Annotated in this window: 14 protein-coding genes; 4 read left to right on the plus strand and 10 right to left on the minus strand. The window is 58.6% G+C overall.

Going from position 1 to position 16,431, the window contains the following annotated elements; genetic code table 11:
- The first annotated feature begins 5 nt into the window (after positions 1-5).
- On the plus strand, positions 6-2,588 hold the full coding sequence (locus GMO_RS05955; protein WP_008851411.1) for a cation:proton antiporter: 2,583 nt from the start codon (positions 6-8) through the stop codon (positions 2,586-2,588).
- On the opposite strand, the gene GMO_RS05960 is transcribed toward GMO_RS05955, so the two are convergent.
- The gene (locus GMO_RS05960; protein ID WP_083813626.1) at positions 2,576-3,922 is read right to left on the minus strand and encodes a peptide MFS transporter; all 1,347 of its coding nucleotides are present in this window, start codon (positions 3,920-3,922) and stop codon (positions 2,576-2,578) included. The two genes, GMO_RS05955 and GMO_RS05960, sit on opposite strands and share 13 nt — an antisense overlap.
- Positions 3,923-4,551: 629 nt before the next feature.
- Here GMO_RS05960 and GMO_RS05965 point away from each other — a divergent pair.
- Positions 4,552-6,189: a porin gene (locus tag GMO_RS05965; protein WP_050801419.1), complete on the plus strand. Its 1,638-nt coding sequence runs from the start codon at positions 4,552-4,554 to the stop codon at positions 6,187-6,189.
- A 56-nt stretch (positions 6,190-6,245) separates the two neighbouring features.
- On the opposite strand, the gene GMO_RS05970 is transcribed toward GMO_RS05965, so the two are convergent.
- Genes GMO_RS05970 through GMO_RS06005 form a run of 8 tightly spaced genes read right to left on the minus strand, consistent with a single transcriptional unit; the run spans position 6,246 to position 14,044 of the window.
- Positions 6,246-7,037, minus strand: a complete 792-nt coding sequence (locus tag GMO_RS05970; RefSeq protein WP_040508365.1) for an MBL fold metallo-hydrolase — start codon at positions 7,035-7,037, stop codon at positions 6,246-6,248.
- The gene (locus GMO_RS05975; protein ID WP_008851416.1) at positions 7,034-7,819 is read right to left on the minus strand and encodes a TatD family hydrolase; all 786 of its coding nucleotides are present in this window, start codon (positions 7,817-7,819) and stop codon (positions 7,034-7,036) included. Before GMO_RS05975 ends, GMO_RS05970 begins: the two co-directional genes overlap by 4 nt.
- Positions 7,816-9,351, minus strand: a complete 1,536-nt coding sequence (metG, locus tag GMO_RS05980; protein WP_040508366.1) for a methionine--tRNA ligase — start codon at positions 9,349-9,351, stop codon at positions 7,816-7,818. Before metG ends, GMO_RS05975 begins: the two co-directional genes overlap by 4 nt.
- 28 nt (positions 9,352-9,379) lie before the next feature.
- Entirely contained in the window at positions 9,380-10,303 is a 924-nt protein-coding gene (locus GMO_RS05985) for a DNA polymerase III subunit delta' (RefSeq protein WP_040508367.1), read from the minus strand.
- Positions 10,300-10,959 carry a dTMP kinase gene (gene tmk, locus GMO_RS05990; RefSeq protein ID WP_008851419.1) on the minus strand — a complete coding sequence of 220 codons (660 nt, stop codon included), beginning with the start codon at positions 10,957-10,959 and terminating at the stop codon, positions 10,300-10,302. Before tmk ends, GMO_RS05985 begins: the two co-directional genes overlap by 4 nt.
- Positions 10,946-12,220, minus strand: coding sequence for a D-alanyl-D-alanine carboxypeptidase family protein (locus GMO_RS05995; protein ID WP_008851420.1), 1,275 nt, complete (start codon positions 12,218-12,220; stop codon positions 10,946-10,948). Before GMO_RS05995 ends, tmk begins: the two co-directional genes overlap by 14 nt.
- Positions 12,217-13,074, minus strand: coding sequence for a septal ring lytic transglycosylase RlpA family protein (locus GMO_RS06000; protein ID WP_008851421.1), 858 nt, complete (start codon positions 13,072-13,074; stop codon positions 12,217-12,219). Before GMO_RS06000 ends, GMO_RS05995 begins: the two co-directional genes overlap by 4 nt.
- Positions 13,055-14,044: a lytic murein transglycosylase gene (locus tag GMO_RS06005; RefSeq protein WP_008851423.1), complete on the minus strand. Its 990-nt coding sequence runs from the start codon at positions 14,042-14,044 to the stop codon at positions 13,055-13,057. Before GMO_RS06005 ends, GMO_RS06000 begins: the two co-directional genes overlap by 20 nt.
- Positions 14,045-14,224: 180 nt before the next feature.
- Between GMO_RS06005 and GMO_RS06010 the strand changes: the two genes are divergently transcribed.
- A complete protein-coding gene (locus GMO_RS06010) occupies positions 14,225-14,791 on the plus strand; it encodes a DedA family protein (protein WP_040508503.1) in 567 nt (188 codons plus the stop codon).
- 4 nt (positions 14,792-14,795) lie between these two features.
- Entirely contained in the window at positions 14,796-15,860 is a 1,065-nt protein-coding gene (locus GMO_RS06015) for an ATP-grasp domain-containing protein (protein ID WP_008851425.1), read from the plus strand.
- 15 nt (positions 15,861-15,875) lie between these two features.
- Here the strand turns inward: GMO_RS06015 and GMO_RS06020 are convergent, their stop codons facing one another.
- Positions 15,876-16,340: an MlaD family protein gene (locus tag GMO_RS06020; RefSeq protein ID WP_040508368.1), complete on the minus strand. Its 465-nt coding sequence runs from the start codon at positions 16,338-16,340 to the stop codon at positions 15,876-15,878.
- Positions 16,341-16,431 lie beyond the last annotated feature (91 nt).

The following is a 16,431-nucleotide window of genomic DNA, read 5'->3' on the forward strand; positions in this document are numbered from 1 at the left end:
CCACAATGATGGTGACAGGACTGGCAGCCGTCCTCCTTGCGCTTGCGTTCCTGCTCACGCTGGTCAGCATCATTCAGCCCCTGGCAAAACGTCTGGAGATTTCCGAAGCGGTTCTCCTGGCCCTGACCGGCATCGTTCTGGGGGGCACGGCATCGCTGATCGTGCGTTCTTCTGCAACGGACCTGCTGGACGGGGCGGCGGAAGCGCTGATCTATTTCCCGATCAACAGCGAAGCCTTCCTGCTGATCTTCCTGCCCGTGCTGGTCTTCCAGGGCGCAATGGCCATTGATGTACGCCGGCTGGCGCATGAAGCGGCAACCGTGCTGCTGCTGGCTGTCGTAGCCGTTGTGGTGTCCACTGCCACAATCGGTTTCGCCCTGTATCCCTTTGCGGGGCAGAGCCAAGTCGTATGTCTTCTTCTCGGCTCCATCGTGGCGACGACCGATCCTTCGGCCGTGGCGGGGATCTTTCGCGAGATTGGTGCCGCTTCCCGTCTGACCCGACTGGTAGAAGGCGAGGCGCTTCTCAATGATGCCGCAGCGATTTCCATCTTCTCGATCCTGCTGGCCTCTGTCACGGCGCATCATCACATCCATCTGGGTGATGCCGTACTGGACTTCCTGACGGCGTTTGGGGGCGCCATTGTCGTTGGTGTCTGTCTGGCACGTCTGACACTGCTCCTCATCACGGGTCTGGGGGCATCTCCAGCATCGGAAATGAGTCTGACGCTGGCGCTGCCATATATGGTATATATTCTCTGCGATGAACTGCTGGGCTTTTCCGGTGTGGTCGCCACGGCCGCGGCAGGACTGACCGTCTCGGCTTACGGACCGTCCACGTTCCGTCCGCAGGTCTGGCGTTTTCTGAATGACATGTGGGAACAGCTCATGTTCTGGGCTGGCTCACTGGTGTTCCTGCTGGCCTCGATGCTAGTGCCGCGGCTACTGATCGGCATGACTAAATGGGACTGTGTCCTGATCCTGATCGCCAGCGTGGCGGGATTGGCCGCGCGGGCAGCCGTGATTTTCGGCATGCTGCCGCTTCTGGCCATCACAAAGCTCTCTCCACCCGTTCCGCTGCCTTTCAAGGCTACAATGGCCTGGGGGGGACTGCGCGGCGCCATCACGCTGGCACTGGCGCTGGCCGTTACTGAAAATCAGAGCGTCTCCAGTCCGATCGCCCATTTCATTGGTATTATCGCAACCGGCTTCGTGCTGATTACGCTGCTCGTCAACGGTACGACCCTGCGGTCTCTGGTGCTGTTTTTCAAACTGGATCAGCTTTCACCCGTCGATCAGGCAATCCGGCAACAGATCCTAGGAATCGGGCTAGGAGAAGTCGCAGAACGGACGAAAACACTTTCCGAAGAACTCGGCTTCAGCGAGCAGACCCGTACCGGCGTCATACGACGACTGGAAAAGCGTGCGGAAAGGGAGAGGGCGGCCAATAATTTCGAATCCGCACTCGGCGACCGGGACCGTGTCAACGTTGCCCTGATTACCCTTGCAAATCAGGAGCGCTCCATTCTGCTGGACCTGTTCCGTATGCAGGGCCTGTCACGACGCGTGATGGAAACCCTGCTGCGGACAGCGGAGGCCATGGCGGATGGTGCGCGGCTTGAAGGGCGATATGGATATGTCCGTGCCCTCAAGAGGCGTCTCCAGCCAACACTGCGTTTCCGAATTGCGCAGATGCTGCACAGCCGGTTTCACATCGACGAGCCGCTAACGCATTGCATGATGGAACGGTTCGAGATGCTCATTATCGTGCATCTTGTCTCGCTTTCCCTGCAACGCTTCATCCGTCAGCGGATGGAGCCGACGCTCGGGCCGCGCATTACGGAAATCGTGTCGGAAGTTCTGGGGCGCCAGCGCAAGCTTCTGGACGATGCCCTTGAAACGTTGCGCCTGCATTATGCGGGGTATTCGGAGGCGCTTGAAAGCCGCATCCTGCGGCAGATCGCGCTGCGTCTCGAGGACGAGGAATACGATGCGCTCGAATCAGATAGCCTCATTTCAGAGGAACTGCATCGGGAACTTCATCGGGATATCGAGCGCCGTCGCAGCCGCCTGGACGCTCCGCTGCGTTTCAACCTGAAAAGTGGGATCGAGCAGCGCCTGCGGGCTTTTCCGGCATTCAATGGCCTGCCGGACAGCGCCATCCGCAAGCTGTCACGCCGCGTTTCCCTGCATTTCGTCTCTCCAGGAGAAATCCTGTGTAAGCGCGACCAGCGGGTAAAGGTCGTATATGCACAGGTTGCCGGACTGGCTGAGGTTCACCTTCCGGAACAGGAAATTCTCTACGGCAGCGGAGATCTGATCGGAGCGGCTTCTGCCATTCGGAATGAGCGGATGGCGGGCACCGTACGGTGCCTCCAGTTCAGTCATCTCCTCGCTATTCCGCGACCAGTTTTCAACCGCCTTCTGCGGAAATATCCCATCGTAAAGCGCACCATTATCAAAAGAACAGAAAAGCGCGAGGAGGGGGCCCTAAGGCCCATGGTTCTACGCGCGCCGGACGGTACGGCTATTCCACCCGCAGCCATTATTGAAGTCCGCAAGACAACAATGCCTTCTCACTCACCCTGAGAAGGAGCGGAAACTGATGTTTCGGGTGCCAGAAGGGGCCGGAAAATCATGGCGCAGAATCCCAGAACCACCGAGGCTCCAAGGGCTGCCCCGGAGTGAAGGAACCAGAATGTAGCGTCACTGACATGTCCAAGGAGCGTTGAGAACTTGCCGACGATCAGGTTGGCCAGAAACAAGTGAAGCGAAAAACAGGCCACCATGATGGTGTTCACACTTTTCGGGGCAGCCCGTGAGAACAGAGCCATCCCGATGGCGTAGTTCATCGCAAAACCGATATCGTTGACGGTATGGAACGCAATGCCCCAGAGCAGACTGAGCTGATGGGGCTGGGGAGTGATCCATGATCCGAGAGCGAGCAGAAGCGGGCTGAAAGACGCAATGAATGTACCGATCGCAACTTTCGTGATTTCGGACACGTCCGGGCGATAGCGGGCATAGACTTTCCAGAATCCCAGAACCGCGACAGCCGTTATGGTGCTGATAAAACCATCAAGAGAAAGCAGCGCGCTGACCGGGAAGGGATAGCCCAGCAGGGTCAAGGCGTAGTGCTGCTGTCCCCACAGAAGGTAACCATCAAAAATTTCTTCATTCGGCAGGGCGGCAATTGCCAGAACCGGAATGAGAAACAGGAGAAGTGCGCAGGTTTTCTTTTCCGTCCGTGTCAGGGCAGGGCGAGGAACCGAGACCTTTCTTGCGGCAATGTTCTCGGACGGTAGCCAGTGTCGCCCGGCAGCATAAATGACCAGTCCGATCAGCATTCCCAGACCGGCCGCCAGAAACCCCCAGTGCCAGGCGACCTGCGCCAGTGCGCCGCAGAGAAGCGGAGAGACGATCACCGCAGCCTGAATGCCCAGCATGTAAATCTGGTAGGCATCCGAGCGTCGTCGATCGTCCACGGCATAAAGCGCGCCGACCTGTGCCCGGAGACCGCCTGCAGCGCCAATCCCCAGCAGCAGCAATCCCAAAGCGATCACAAAGCTCCAGTCAAATGACAGCAGGATATGTCCCGCTGTCATCAGAACGGCCCCAAGCAGGATCGTACGGGTCTGGCCAAGCACGCGATCTGCCAGAAAACCGCCAAACAGCGGCATGGCGTAAATTCCCGCCAAAAAAAGCCCCGTGATCGCACCTGCCGTGGCCTGACGGCCGGAAGGTGCATAAAGGAATGAGACGAAGTGGTGCAGGGCGCCATACCCCCAGACATGGGCGACATGCTCCGGTGTCAGAAGGCTGTACGTAAGATAGAGAACGAGAATGGCCTGCATCCCATAAAGCGAGAACGCCACCCAGGCTTCTGTCAGCACCAGAATCCACAGGCCCCTGGGATGTCCCATAAAATCGGGCCTTGCAGAGGCAGAAAAAGAATCCGTGGGAGGGGAAACGGGCAGAATTTCGGCCAAGGCTTTTCTCTTGCTCAGTCAGGGCAGGTGTAAGAATGGCGTAATGGCCAAACACAGGAATGGTAAAGAGGGAAAGCGCTTATGGCGCTTTGCCATAAGCGCTCATTCCATGGCAAAGCGCCATAGAACATGATTGGGCCATTTTGCCATAGACCGTATCAAACTGGCCTTTTGGCAATTTGCCTTAAAGAAGAAACCCAAGTTTCCCGCAGAATTCTGCGGGAAACGACACATCTAAATCAGTGGCAAAATGCCAAAATTGGCTTTGGTCTTTGCGGTGGTTGGATTTACACGAGCCCGAGGATTGCAAGGCTGAGGCCATCAAACAGGATGAAATTCGATTGTCATCGAGAATGGAAACAGGAACACACGCAAGTCGTATAAGATATATTATGCCAACTAGTGTGGTAAAAATATCGATTTTTCTGACGATTACGTGAGCACACACGCAATTGTTGCGAAGAATGTCCGAATGATCGCTAGGAAGAATAAAGTTCAGTTCATCTGGCTGTCATGTCTGAGCCGCAGCCGGATTTTTTGCCACCGCTGGGAGCGGCTACCGCATGCCCCGTTTTTGTTTTCGTAATCTATTCCTGTTTGGCAGTGCCCTGTGTGTTGGATCACTTTCCTTCTTCCCGTCATCAGCCTTCGCTGATGATTATACGGAGTTGCTCGATATTCTTCGGGCAAAAGGCAGCCTCACGCGCTCTGAGTACAGTAGCCTTCTCGCGCATCACCTGCATCATGCGCGTCCTTCCCTGACGCCTGAACGGCAGACCGCCTATCAGCCTGCCAGCCGGCATCGTAACCGCTACATGCGTTATGGGCCCCAGAATGAAGGCAGTACGCTTGAAGCTCCTCCTGACGTCGAGACAATCGCTTCGATCAACGCGGCACGGCAGGCTGCGCAGGATGCCCGCATGAGTGCAGCTGACGCTCGCAACTCCCTCATGGAGGCCCGCCGGACCTACAATCCGGACAGCATTGTGAGGGTAAAACCCTATGTTGCGGGTAAAGGCGTTACGATTCAGGCCGGACAGATCGATATTAACGTCTCCGGCTTCGTAAATGCCTATTACACCTACAACAGCCCTGCAGGCGGCCGGGCGGTTGCCGGTGGTGTCTCCACAGGCAGCAGCGGATTCGATTCCTCGTCCATCCGTAATGGACTGCTGCCTGGCGGCCTGATCCTGAAGCTCAATACGACGCAGTCCGGAATTGATCTCGGGGCCGTCTTCGGCATGTATCCAGGTATCAACAACGCAGATGTGGGGACGTTCAATGCCAACTCGGGCGGTAGCCCCGTTGGTCTGGGCACGGCCGGACTGGATTTTCGTCAGGTTTACATGACCGCCGGAACCAAGGATTTCGGTACCGTCAAGCTGGGTCGTGATATCGCCCTGTTTGCTTCTGACGCCATCCTGAATGACGCCACGCTTCTCAGTGTGGGCAGTACGGGCAGTAACGCCAATCCGGCCAATACGTCCCTTGGCCGTATCGGCGTGGGTTATGTTTATACGGACTGGCTGCCGCAGATCACCTACATTTCTCCGAAATGGCGTGGTTTCCAGGCTTCCGTCGGCATCATGACACCGCTGGATGAATTCAATTATGCGGGCGGCGGTCTCTCCGCCACGACAACGCAGCACAGTTCACCCATGCTTCAGGGCAAACTGACCTATGACGGCAACATTGCCGGCTTCACCACCCGGTTCTGGACGAGTTACCTCGTGCAGCATCAGCAGAATCTTACGAGTTCCACTCTGGGAAGCAGCAGCCGGAAAGGTACGACGGTTGAAGCCGGCGACGTCGGCGTGAAAATCAGTCGCGGTCCGTTTGAAGGCGTGGCCTATTACTACTACGGCAGCGGCCTTGGCACGACGGGACTGTTCTTTGACGGTGTCGCCAGCAATGGACGCAAGCGTGATTCTGAAGGGTATTACGTCCAGGCAGCCTACAAGATCCTGCCGAAACTTAAGATGGTCGGCAGCTATGGTGTCAGTAATCTCTATCGGGCACAGGGAGATGACAGCCCGTCACTGGTCCGGCGCAACCAGTCCGAAGTGGGTGCTATTTACTACAACCTGACCGACTGGTTCACGATCGTGGGCGAATACGCTCATACGGAATCGGACGGACACAGCCGCCTCTACAAGGAGAGCGATCATACATTCTCCGCTGGTGCGATGATGACGTTCTGATCCACCGGAACACGATCGGATCGGGTATGGCCTCCCTGCCCGATCCGATCGTTTGTTCAGAGATCCAGCACCATACCGTCATAAGCCGGTTCGACATCTGCGGGCAGCGTCTGACAGAGCATTCGGTAATCCATCTCCGGCCCCATGTGAGTCAGAATGGTTCTGGGGCAGCCAATCCTGTCACGCCATTCCAGCACGCGCTGCACCCAGGCGTGTGCCGGATGGGGCTCGTGCTGGAAGCAGTCCACGACCCATGTCCTGATGCCAGTCAGCGCCATCAATCCGTCTTCGGAAAGTGTGTCGACATCCGTGGAATAGGCGAAGTCATCTACCCGGATGCCCAGGGACGTGATTCGTCCATGCTGCTGTTCAAACAGACGGAGCGTCATCTCTGGTAGCGGAATGACGTCCCCTGCCCTGACAATGGTTTCATCAAAGACCGGTCGATAAAAATCCGGTCCTTTCCACGGCGCAAAGGCATAGGCGTAACGCAGGCGCAGTTCGTCCATGACGTCCTGTGCGGCAAAAAGCGGCAACGGTGATTCAATGACACGATTGACGGCCCGCAACTCATCCAGACCGCCAATATGATCCCCGTGCGCATGCGTATAGATCACACCATGAACATGGCTGAGCCCGCAGGCCAGCATCTGGTGACGGAAATCAGGGCCTGAATCCACCAGCAGCCGAAAGCCGTTTTCACTCTCCAGAACAGCGGAGGTGCGGGTGCGCCTGTTACGGGGTTCCTGCGGATCGCAGGAACCCCAGATTCCCGTCTGTAGACCCTCCCCGCCCCCGATCATCGGGACACCGGCAGAGCCTCCACATCCGAGAATCGTTACTTTCACAGGCGGGTCCTTGCAAACAGGCGATGGACATTGGCAGTTGTCACATCCGCCATTTCTTCCGGACTGACGCCCCGCTCCTGCGCCAGATGCGCAGCCGTGTGCGCGACGTAACCTGGTGTGTTGGGTTTGCCACGTTTCGGGACTGGCGCGAGGAACGGACTATCCGTTTCAACCAGAATGCGATCCTGAGGCAACGCCCGCGCAACTTCCCGGATTTCCTCGCATTTCGGAAATGTGAGAAGACCGGAGAAACTGATATAACCGCCCAGTTCCAGTGCAGCCTGCGCCAGCTTTGGCCCGGATGCAAAGCAATGGATCAGAAAGGGAAAGGCCCCTTTCCCGTGCTCATCCCGAAGAATGGCAATCGTATCGTCATCCGCCTGACGCGTGTGGATCACGACGGGAAGTCCGGTCCTGCGAGCCGCAGCGATATGGGTGCGGAACGCCGCATGCTGGGCAGGTTTGGCCTCGTCCCCGCTATGGAAATAATCCAGCCCTGATTCTCCGATGGCAACAATACCCGGATGTTCAGTTCTGGCGACGATTTCATCCACGGAAGGAAGCGGTTCCTCCACGACATGATCGGGATGAATGCCAATCGCACACCAGACACGCATCTGCGGCGTATCATATCGCGTCAGGTCAATCTGGCGGCTTGCCTGTGTCCAGCGCGTACCGATCGTAATCATGCCTGATAGACCGGATCCCCGCGCGATATCCAGAGCGGCGGGAACATCATCCAGAAGATCCAGATGACAGTGGCTGTCGATCAGTCCGGTCATGCGCTTTCCTCAACAAAGCGCGGGAAAAGCCCGGTCGGTTTCGGCAGGATCTGCCCGCCCGGCAGAGGCGTCTCCAGAGCGTCGAAACCGCGTTCGCTATCTTCAACGCCAAGCTGGGTCAGCATTTTTGCCATCGTATCGGGCATGTAAGGCTGAAGCAGCGTCGCGATGGCCCGGATGACATCCACCAGAACACGCAGTACGTCCGCCATGCGCGCCGTATCTGTTTTTTTCAGCGCCCAAGGCGCCTGACGGTCGATATAGGCATTGGCTGCCCGGATGACTTTCCAGACTTCCTCCAGAGCATCCGTAATGGCCTTGCGCTCGATCTGTTCAGTCATGATGGTTGGAAGAACTTCCGTCATGGCGAGTATGGCCTGGTCATCTTCCGTCAGCGCGCCGCGTTCTGGCAGAACACCGTCGAGATTCCTGGCGATCTGGCTCAGTGTGCGCTGGCACAGATTTCCCAGATCATTTGCCAGTTCGACATTCGTGCGCGTGATCATGGAACGGCGACTGAAATTGGAATCCCCGCCAAACGGCACTTCCCGCATCAGAAAGAAGCGCAGCGCATCCAGACCGAATTCATCAGCCAGCGCCTTCGGATCCAAGACATTCCCGAGGGACTTGCTCATTTTTTCGCCCTCGACTGTCCACCAGCCATGGGCAAAGACGCTTTTCGGCAGAGGCAGTCCGGCCGCCATCAGGAAAGCCGGCCAGTATACACAGTGGAAGCGCGCGATTTCCTTGCCGACAACGTGCAGGTCAGCTGGCCAGAACCTAGCCCTCGGATTATTCAGATCTGGATACCCTACAGCCGTCAGATAGTTGGCCAGAGCATCGAACCAGACATACATCACGTGATCCGGGTCATTCGGAACCGGCACGCCCCATCTGAAACTGGTGCGGCTGATGGACAGGTCCTTCAGGCCCTGTCTGACAAAACTTTCAATTTCCCGTTTCGGACCATGCGGACCAATGAAATCGGGGTTATTTTCATAAAGTTCGAGCAGCCGTCCTTCGAATTCGGAGAGTTTGAAGAAGTAGGATGGCTCCTTGACGCGCTCGACCGGTGCACCGGACGGCGCCATCATCGTCCCATCAGGTTTCCTGACCAGTTCGTCTTCGCCAATGAATGCCTCATCACGCGTGGAATACCAGCCTTCATAAGCTCCGAGATAAATGAACCCGTTTGCCGCGACCTTCTCCCACAGTGCACAGGCGGCATTCTTGTGACGGTCCTCGGTCGTGCGGATGAACTCGTCGGTCGAGATCGCCATGTCCTTCTGCATCTGACGGAAGCTGGCTGAAATCTCATCCGCGTATGCCTGAGGCTCTTTGCCGAGCGAACGCGCCGTCTGCTCGACCTTCTGGCCATGCTCGTCCGTCCCGCTGACGAACAGGACGTCTTCCCCGTTCAGACGATGGAAACGCGCCATGACATCGGCGGCGATGCAGGTATAGGCGTGCCCGATATGAGGAGCACCGTTCACATAGAAAATCGGGGTCGTGATGGTGAAGCGCCGCGTCATATCCACTCATTTCGTCACGCCGGAACCATCACACGCCGGCAGCGAGTTCCACTGCCTGCCGGATGGCCTGGGCCTTATCCAGATTGAAGCCTTCCGTCTGCCGCTTCAGTGTGTCGAGTTCCGAACACATCCGGGCCGCAGTGTCAGCCTGTGTCAGGTTACCGTGCCGCGCTGCTTGGCGCGCACGATCTGCCAGACCCTCACCTAGCAAATCGCACAGCAATGCAAAACCGTCTGCTTCCCGCGCGATACGATCAATCAGCACCATCATGGCCGCATCCAGCATCCGGCCCTTCAGGATATCCGCCACGAATGCAGCGATTGCTCCATCCCGGTCACGGGAAAGAAATACGGCGCGTCCCGGTGAACCATGCGCCCGTTCCAGCACGTGTTCCGGTACATCCGGCAGGACAGCATGCATGTCATCCGCAGAAAGCGGAGAGAGAGCCAGAGGACGGCAGCGGCTGCGGATGGTCGGCAGCAGAGCACCGGGAGATGACGTCGTCAGCAGTACGATGGCACGTGGTGGGGGCTCTTCCAGAATCTTGAGCAGGGCATTGGCGGCAAAGCGGTTGAGGTATTCCGCCCCATCCACGATCACTACGCGCCATCCGCCTTCCGTCGCCGTATGGTGCAGGAAGGACTGGACGGGCCTGACATCCGCAGCCGTGATTTCCCCCCTCAGCCGTCCCTTCTTTTCGTCCATGGCGCGGGAGATTTCTAACAAATCTCCATGCGTTCCGGCTGTAATCCGGCGTCCGGCTGGCGATTCAGGGTCTTCGCCATGCAGCAGAAGACGGGCGAGACGGAAGGCCAGCGTGGCCTTTCCCACACCGGCCGGCCCTGAAATCAGCCAGGCGTGGTGCAGTCGCCCAGAGGCCAGCGCTGCTCGAAAAGACTGCTCCGCCGCGTCATGCCCACGGAGGGTAAAAGTATGCCGTGGATCGGTCACGCCACCCCGGCATTTTCGGTCTGCGTCAGTCGTTGATGAACCAGTTCCAGCAGGACATGACTGACGGCTTCAGGAGTCTGATCCGCATCAATGCGCTGCACGCGGTCCGGCTCCGCCACGGCAATCCGGTCAAAAGCCATCAGAACCCGGTCATGAAACGCCTCGGCCTGCCCTTCATATCGATCCGTGCGGCCGCCACGTGCTTTCAGGCGCGTAATCGCCTTCGTCCGCGATACATCGAGCAGAAGGGTAAGGTCCGGTTCGCACCCCACGAGAGTCCGGGCCTTTTTCAGAAATGCCAGTCTGGCCGGCGCCCCCTGCCCGATCCCGTAACCCTGATAGGCCAGGGTCGAGTCGTGGAAACGGTCACAGATCACGATCTCACCACGCGCAAGCGCCGGTAGGATGGCATTGTCCAGATGATCGCATCTGGCGGCCATATGTCCCAGAATTTCCGCACGCCATGAGAGGTCAGCTTCACCAAACAGCAGAAGGTGACGGATTTCCTCGGCACCAGGTGTCCCGCCCGGCTCTCGGGTCTGGAACACCGACCGGCCTTCTGCCCTCAGCGCATCGGCCAGAAGGCGTGCCTGGGTGGATTTTCCGGCTCCCTCGCCGCCTTCCAGCGTAACGAACAGTCCTTTACGCTGGGCCATGGCCCAGCCGCGCCATGGCACGTCCTATCAGCCCGAGCTGTCCAACGGAACGCCCTGCCTGAAGCGGCACCCGGATATCCGGCATTCCCGCGGCGGAAATCACCAGTGCACCACAGACCTGCCCTTCCCGTACCGGTGCGATCACCGGAGAAGAGTAGTCCACTCCGATATGAGAGCGCTGCTGCCAGCCGATCGGCAGGGTCATGACGATATCGGAACCGGCCACCAGAGGTACGTCCTTGTGTTCCCCCATCCAGACCGGGGCATGATCCACAACCTGTCCCCGGCGGAACAGGGTCGCGTTTTCGAAATTGGCGAACGCCCAGGCCATGAGCCGTTCCCCTTCATGGGCACGCTCGTTACTGGAAGACGTTCCATTGATGACCACGATCACGCGGTTGCCGTTACGGTTCGAACTGGCACAAAGACCGAAGCCACCCGCGTCGGTATGTCCGGTCTTGAGACCATCCGCGAGTCCCTTGTCCACAAGAACGTTGCGGTTGCCCTGCTTGATGCGGTTGAAGGTAAATTCGGTTTCCCCGAAGAAGTGATAATACTGCGGGAAATCACGGATCAGGTGCAGCGCGACTGTGCCGACGTCATGGGCGGACATATAATGCCCCTCAGCCGGCAGACCCGTCACGTTCATAAAGTGCGAATTGGTCAGGCCGATCTTGGGCGCTTCCTCATTCATCATTGCAACGAAGCGTTCTTCCGAACCGGCAATGCCTTCGGCCAGAACTACACAGGCATCATTGCCAGACTGAATGACCATGCCCTGAATGAGATCGGATACCAGAACGCTTTCGCCCAGCGGCACGAACATCTTTGAGCCCTGGGTGCGCCATGCCTTCTCACTCACCGGCAGGGACTGATCGAGGCGGATCCGTCCCGTCGCCAGCATTCCGAAGACGATGTAGGCCGTCATCATTTTCGTCAGGGACGACGGCGCCATGCGTTCATCCGACGCCTTGTCCAGCAGCACCGCGCCCGTCGTGTAATCAACGACATAGGCCCAGCGCGCCACTGTATCGAACGGCCCGATGGGTGTGTTGGCCGGAACCGAAGGTACGGCGTCAGCACCGGCAGCCACGCTGGCGGCCTTGGCATGGGCGGGATGAGCATGATGATGCGGGCGGGCGAAAGCCCTCAGTGGCCCCGCCAGAGAAGCGCAGGCTGCAAAACCTGCCACACCACCAAAAAGAGAGCGTCTAGTCCGCACGTTCGTCCCCAGTTGTTCGGCCGTCAGAATGGCCGTCATTCCACAATGATCCGCGCGCCCTCTACCCCGCAGAGCCGGGTATGGTCCAGTGCTTCATCAGCCTGCGACACATCGCGATAGGGGCCACTCCTGACCCGCCAGTCCAGTCCGGTCCCGTCACGGGTATGCAGAACCGTACCATTACAGCGGGCCGCAACACGGGCGGCCGTGGCCTGCCCGGAAAAAATTCCCACCAATACGTAAAGATCGTGCGGGCCCGGCGCCCCCTGCTGCCAGACGGTAGGAAGGGGCGCCACGGAAGCCCTGGAGGTATCCGCCTCGGAGGAACCGTTGCCATAGACGCGCGATGTTCCGTCATTCAGGGATGTCGCCTGAACTTCTCCGACCGGCGCAGACTGAATGACCAGTGCGGGTGTCTTCATCAACACGGCTGAAAGCCTGTGACTTTCCTGCTCGTCTTCGGTTATCTCGACAGGAGTATCACCTTTCATGACAAGAAGTTCTGCCACCTTTGGCGAAACTGCGAGGATGCGCCCCTGATCGGCCGGGCCACGGTCATTCAGTCGAATCCGTACAATACGGCCATTCTCTAGATTGCGGACATTCACGATCGCAGGCAGTTGGAGGGTCTGGTGAGCGCCTGTCATGCTGGACGCCGACCAGATTTCCCCATCCGCGGTTACATGTGAATCCTGATCCTTCTCGATCGTGGCCAGACCGGTGGCGTGGTAGTCGAACTGCTCGTTCGGATAGAACCAGCCATACGTTCCATGCCAACCATTGCCGAGTTCATAATGCATGCTCTCTACCGGAGCAGGCGCTTCCCGATGACAGGCCACCAGAAGCGGCAGGACTGTCAGAAGCGTCGCGGCTTTACGAGGCGGGAGAAACAATGCCTGTCCCCAGAAGACCTACGCCTAGCGCGTAGTAGTCAGATGGATTATAGCGCCGGATCACGTTGAAATTATGGTAAACCATGAAGGCCTGCGTTCCTGGTCCGTCAGGCTGGATGACAGCCCCCACGACATCGGGCCGTGAGAAAGGCTGCCCGTCAGCACGACGCACACCATTCTGCATCCATTCTGCCAGTGTCCGGGTGTTCGTCCGTCCGATCTGGTTTTTGGCCAGCACGGTCTGGAGAGAAACCTCCTGTCCCCAGGGTTCCTGTGGCTGCCAGCCGCATTTTCCGAGGTAATTGGCGATAGAGGCGAACACATCGGGTTCCGACGTCCAGATGTTACGCTTCCCGTCTCCGTCTCCGTCAGCAGCATATCGCAGATAGGCACTTGGCATGAACTGCGCCTGCCCCATAGCACCCGCATAGCTGCCGATCATGGCGGCGGGAGTAATGTCTCCGTCGTTGAGAATCTGAAGAGCCTTGAGCAGTTCACCCCGGAAAAAGGAAGCCCGGCGTCCGTCAAAGGCCAGCGTCGCGAGTGCATCAACCACGGAATAGGTGCCGTCATGCGCGCCGAATCCCGACTCGAGCCCCCAGATCCCCATGACGGCCCGGTCATCGCAGCCGAAGCGGTCGCTGATCGGCGTCATGACCGACTGTTGTGAAGCATAGATGGTCCGTCCCTTCTCGAAACGCGACTCGGGCAGGACACGATCACGGTACTGTGCCCATGTCAGGGTAAATTCCGGCTGATGCCGGTCAAGTTTCAGGACCTTCGGATTGGGCTGACGCGTCAGGGCCAGAGCCTGCGTCACGATGGAGGATGATACACCTTGGGCAATGGCCTGCGCCCGGACACCTGCCAGGAAAGCGCCATAGTCCAGAGCCAGCGCAGGCCGCCCTCCCATGGCCGCCAGACCGGCGGCAGAAGTCAGGACAGTGAGAAGTGAGCGTCTTTGAAGCACAGGCCAGAACAGTCCGCAGCAAAGGGGAAATTGCGTTTCACAGGCTAGCAATCCGCGTGCCGGACCGCCAGTGGCACGCCTTTGCAGGCAGGACATTCATCGAAAATCGTGCGGCAAGATTGTCGTCCGGTCTCTGGCGTGCGAAACCGGCGCTGCAATGTTCATGAAACTGTCCCTTTCGTGATTGCCATTGGTCCTGCCATGGCATCCCAGCCGGCCTGGCTGAAAGCTGCCACCATCATCGTCGGCACCTTCATTCTTGAAGATGTGGCCACCGTGCTGTCCGCCATTGCCACCCGCGCCGGCGAGGTCAGCATGCCACTGGCGCTGATCGCCCTTTATTTCGGCGTTGCGGTGGGTGACATGGGACTTTACGGACTGGGCGCCGCAGGCGCGCGCTGGCCCTATCTGCGCCGCTTCCTGACATTGCCGAAGCGCGAACGCACCCATGACTGGTTCACGAAGCACGTCATCCGCGTTGTTGCCATTTCGCGTTTCATTCCCGGTGCACGACTGCCGCTCTATACGGCGTGCGGATTTTTCCGGGCGCCTTTTCTCCCCTTTGCGCTGACTGCCGTTCTCGCTACGCTTGTCTGGACGACACTCCTGTTTCTTCTGGCCATGCGGGTCGGCGGCTGGCTGCTCGCCCATCAGGGCGGCTGGCGCTGGGCGGGGCTTGCCGGATTTGTTCTGTGTATCGTCCTTATCGGGCGTCTGATCGCCCGCATCCAGACCATGAGCCAGTAACAGCATGTCCGAGACAGAGACCAACACAAACCCGCTTTCCCTTTTCGAATTCTGGCCGGGATCGATTTTCTATACGCCCATCGTCCTGTACTGGATCGCCATGGGGCTGAAATACCGCGATCTCAGCATCGCTACCGCCGCAAATCCCCGGATCGAGACCGGCGGCCTCTGCGGGGAGAGCAAGTCCTCGATCCTCGACATGGCCGGTCCTGTCGCACGTGCGGTCATCGCGCCCTATGTCGTCTTCCACAGCGGACGCGGCGCCATGCAGCGCGCGCTTGAGGGCATGAAGCGCGAAGGGTTGTTCTTTCCCGTCGTCGTGAAGCCCGATATCGGCTGCAACGGGACGGGTGTGAAACTTGTCCAGAATGAACAGCATCTGGAAACCATCCTGACGCAGTTCCCTGACAACGTGAATCTCATGGCACAGGAACTGATCGACCTGCCGTTCGAAGCCGGCCTGTTCTACATCCGCCATCCGGACGAACCCCACGGACGCATCACCTCCATCACCTACAAGGAAACGCCGCTTCTGACCGGAGATGGCGTCTCCACGGTGGAGGAACTGATCATGCAGGACCCGCGGATGGGTCAGGTTCCCCAGATTTACCTTCCCCGCCTGGCCGGACGCGAAAAAACCGTTCTCGCAAAAGGGGAGGAAATGCAGCTCGTCTTTGCCGGCAATCACTGCAAAGGATCCGTGTTCCGAGACGGGCGCGCGGATACAACACCCGAACTGACGGCACGACTGGATGCCATCATGAAGGACGTCCCGGATTTTCATTTCGGACGTGTTGACGTCAAGGCTGCGTCTATTGAGGCGCTGCGCCGTGGCGAGGATTTCCGTATCATCGAGATCAACGGTGTGGGATCGGAAGCCACCCACATCTGGGACCGCCGCACGACCCTGTGGGAGGCCTACCGCGCCCAGTTCTCGCATTACCGTCAGACATTCCTGATCGGGGCGGCCAACAAATCCCGCGGGTGGAAGTCGTCCGGAGCATTCAACATGCTGCATTCCTGGCGCAAGCAGCGCCGCCTGCTGGCCTCTTATCCGCTGAACGACTAGTCCGAACGGCTGGCGTTACTGTCCCAGGCTACCACCACCGAAAATGTAATTGCTGACCTGCTGCTCCAGTGAAAGCTGGTCCTGTGTGTCCCGGATGGTGCCGCCCGGCGGCAGGGCTGTCCGGGAATGCCCCGGATGGATCTCCAGGGCATTGTCGGCCGTCATGGTCGGAGCGTTGATCCCGACAGCCGTATCGTCCGGAAGGGTGATGCGTCTGTCCATGGTAAAAGCCACATCGGCCATCTGTGTTCTGGGATCCAGCGTGATCGCATTCACCCGCCCGATCGTCACGCCAGCCAGATCGACATTCGCACCGACCTTCAACCCGTTGGCTGAATTGAACGAGGCATGCAGGGTCTTTCCCTGCATCGCCGGGCCCTTGCGGAGGTCATTGCTGTAAAGCAGGAATGCACCGGCTACAACCAGCACCAGCCCGCTGGCCAAGATGGCACCTCCACGGCCGCTCAGAGTTGACTGCATTCGAGCCCCGCTTTCCGGAAAATCATGAACAGAACGGGAGTTAGTCCTCTCCCGACAGGCTGGTCAAGGTTGCGTCCCCTGCCCCCATGAG

Origin of the sequence: Gluconobacter morbifer G707 (assembly GCF_000234355.1) — a bacterium.
Lineage (GTDB): Bacteria > Pseudomonadota > Alphaproteobacteria > Acetobacterales > Acetobacteraceae > Gluconobacter > Gluconobacter morbifer.

Bases quoted from the DNA above. Each gene is read 5' to 3' on its own strand.
- GMO_RS05955 (WP_008851411.1), top strand. From the start codon at position 6: ATGATGGTGACAGGACTGGCAGCCGTCCTCCTTGCGCTTGCGTTCCTG.
- GMO_RS05960 (WP_083813626.1), bottom strand. From the start codon at position 3,922: ATGGGACATCCCAGGGGCCTGTGGATTCTGGTGCTGACAGAAGCCTGG.
- GMO_RS05965 (WP_050801419.1), top strand. From the start codon at position 4,552: ATGCCCCGTTTTTGTTTTCGTAATCTATTCCTGTTTGGCAGTGCCCTG.
- GMO_RS05975 (WP_008851416.1), bottom strand. From the start codon at position 7,819: ATGACCGGACTGATCGACAGCCACTGTCATCTGGATCTTCTGGATGAT.
- metG (WP_040508366.1), bottom strand. From the start codon at position 9,351: ATGACGCGGCGCTTCACCATCACGACCCCGATTTTCTATGTGAACGGT.
- tmk (WP_008851419.1), bottom strand. From the start codon at position 10,959: ATGGCCCAGCGTAAAGGACTGTTCGTTACGCTGGAAGGCGGCGAGGGA.
- GMO_RS05995 (WP_008851420.1), bottom strand. From the start codon at position 12,220: ATGACGGCCATTCTGACGGCCGAACAACTGGGGACGAACGTGCGGACT.
- GMO_RS06015 (WP_008851425.1), top strand. From the start codon at position 14,796: ATGTCCGAGACAGAGACCAACACAAACCCGCTTTCCCTTTTCGAATTC.
- GMO_RS06020 (WP_040508368.1), bottom strand. From the start codon at position 16,340: ATGCAGTCAACTCTGAGCGGCCGTGGAGGTGCCATCTTGGCCAGCGGG.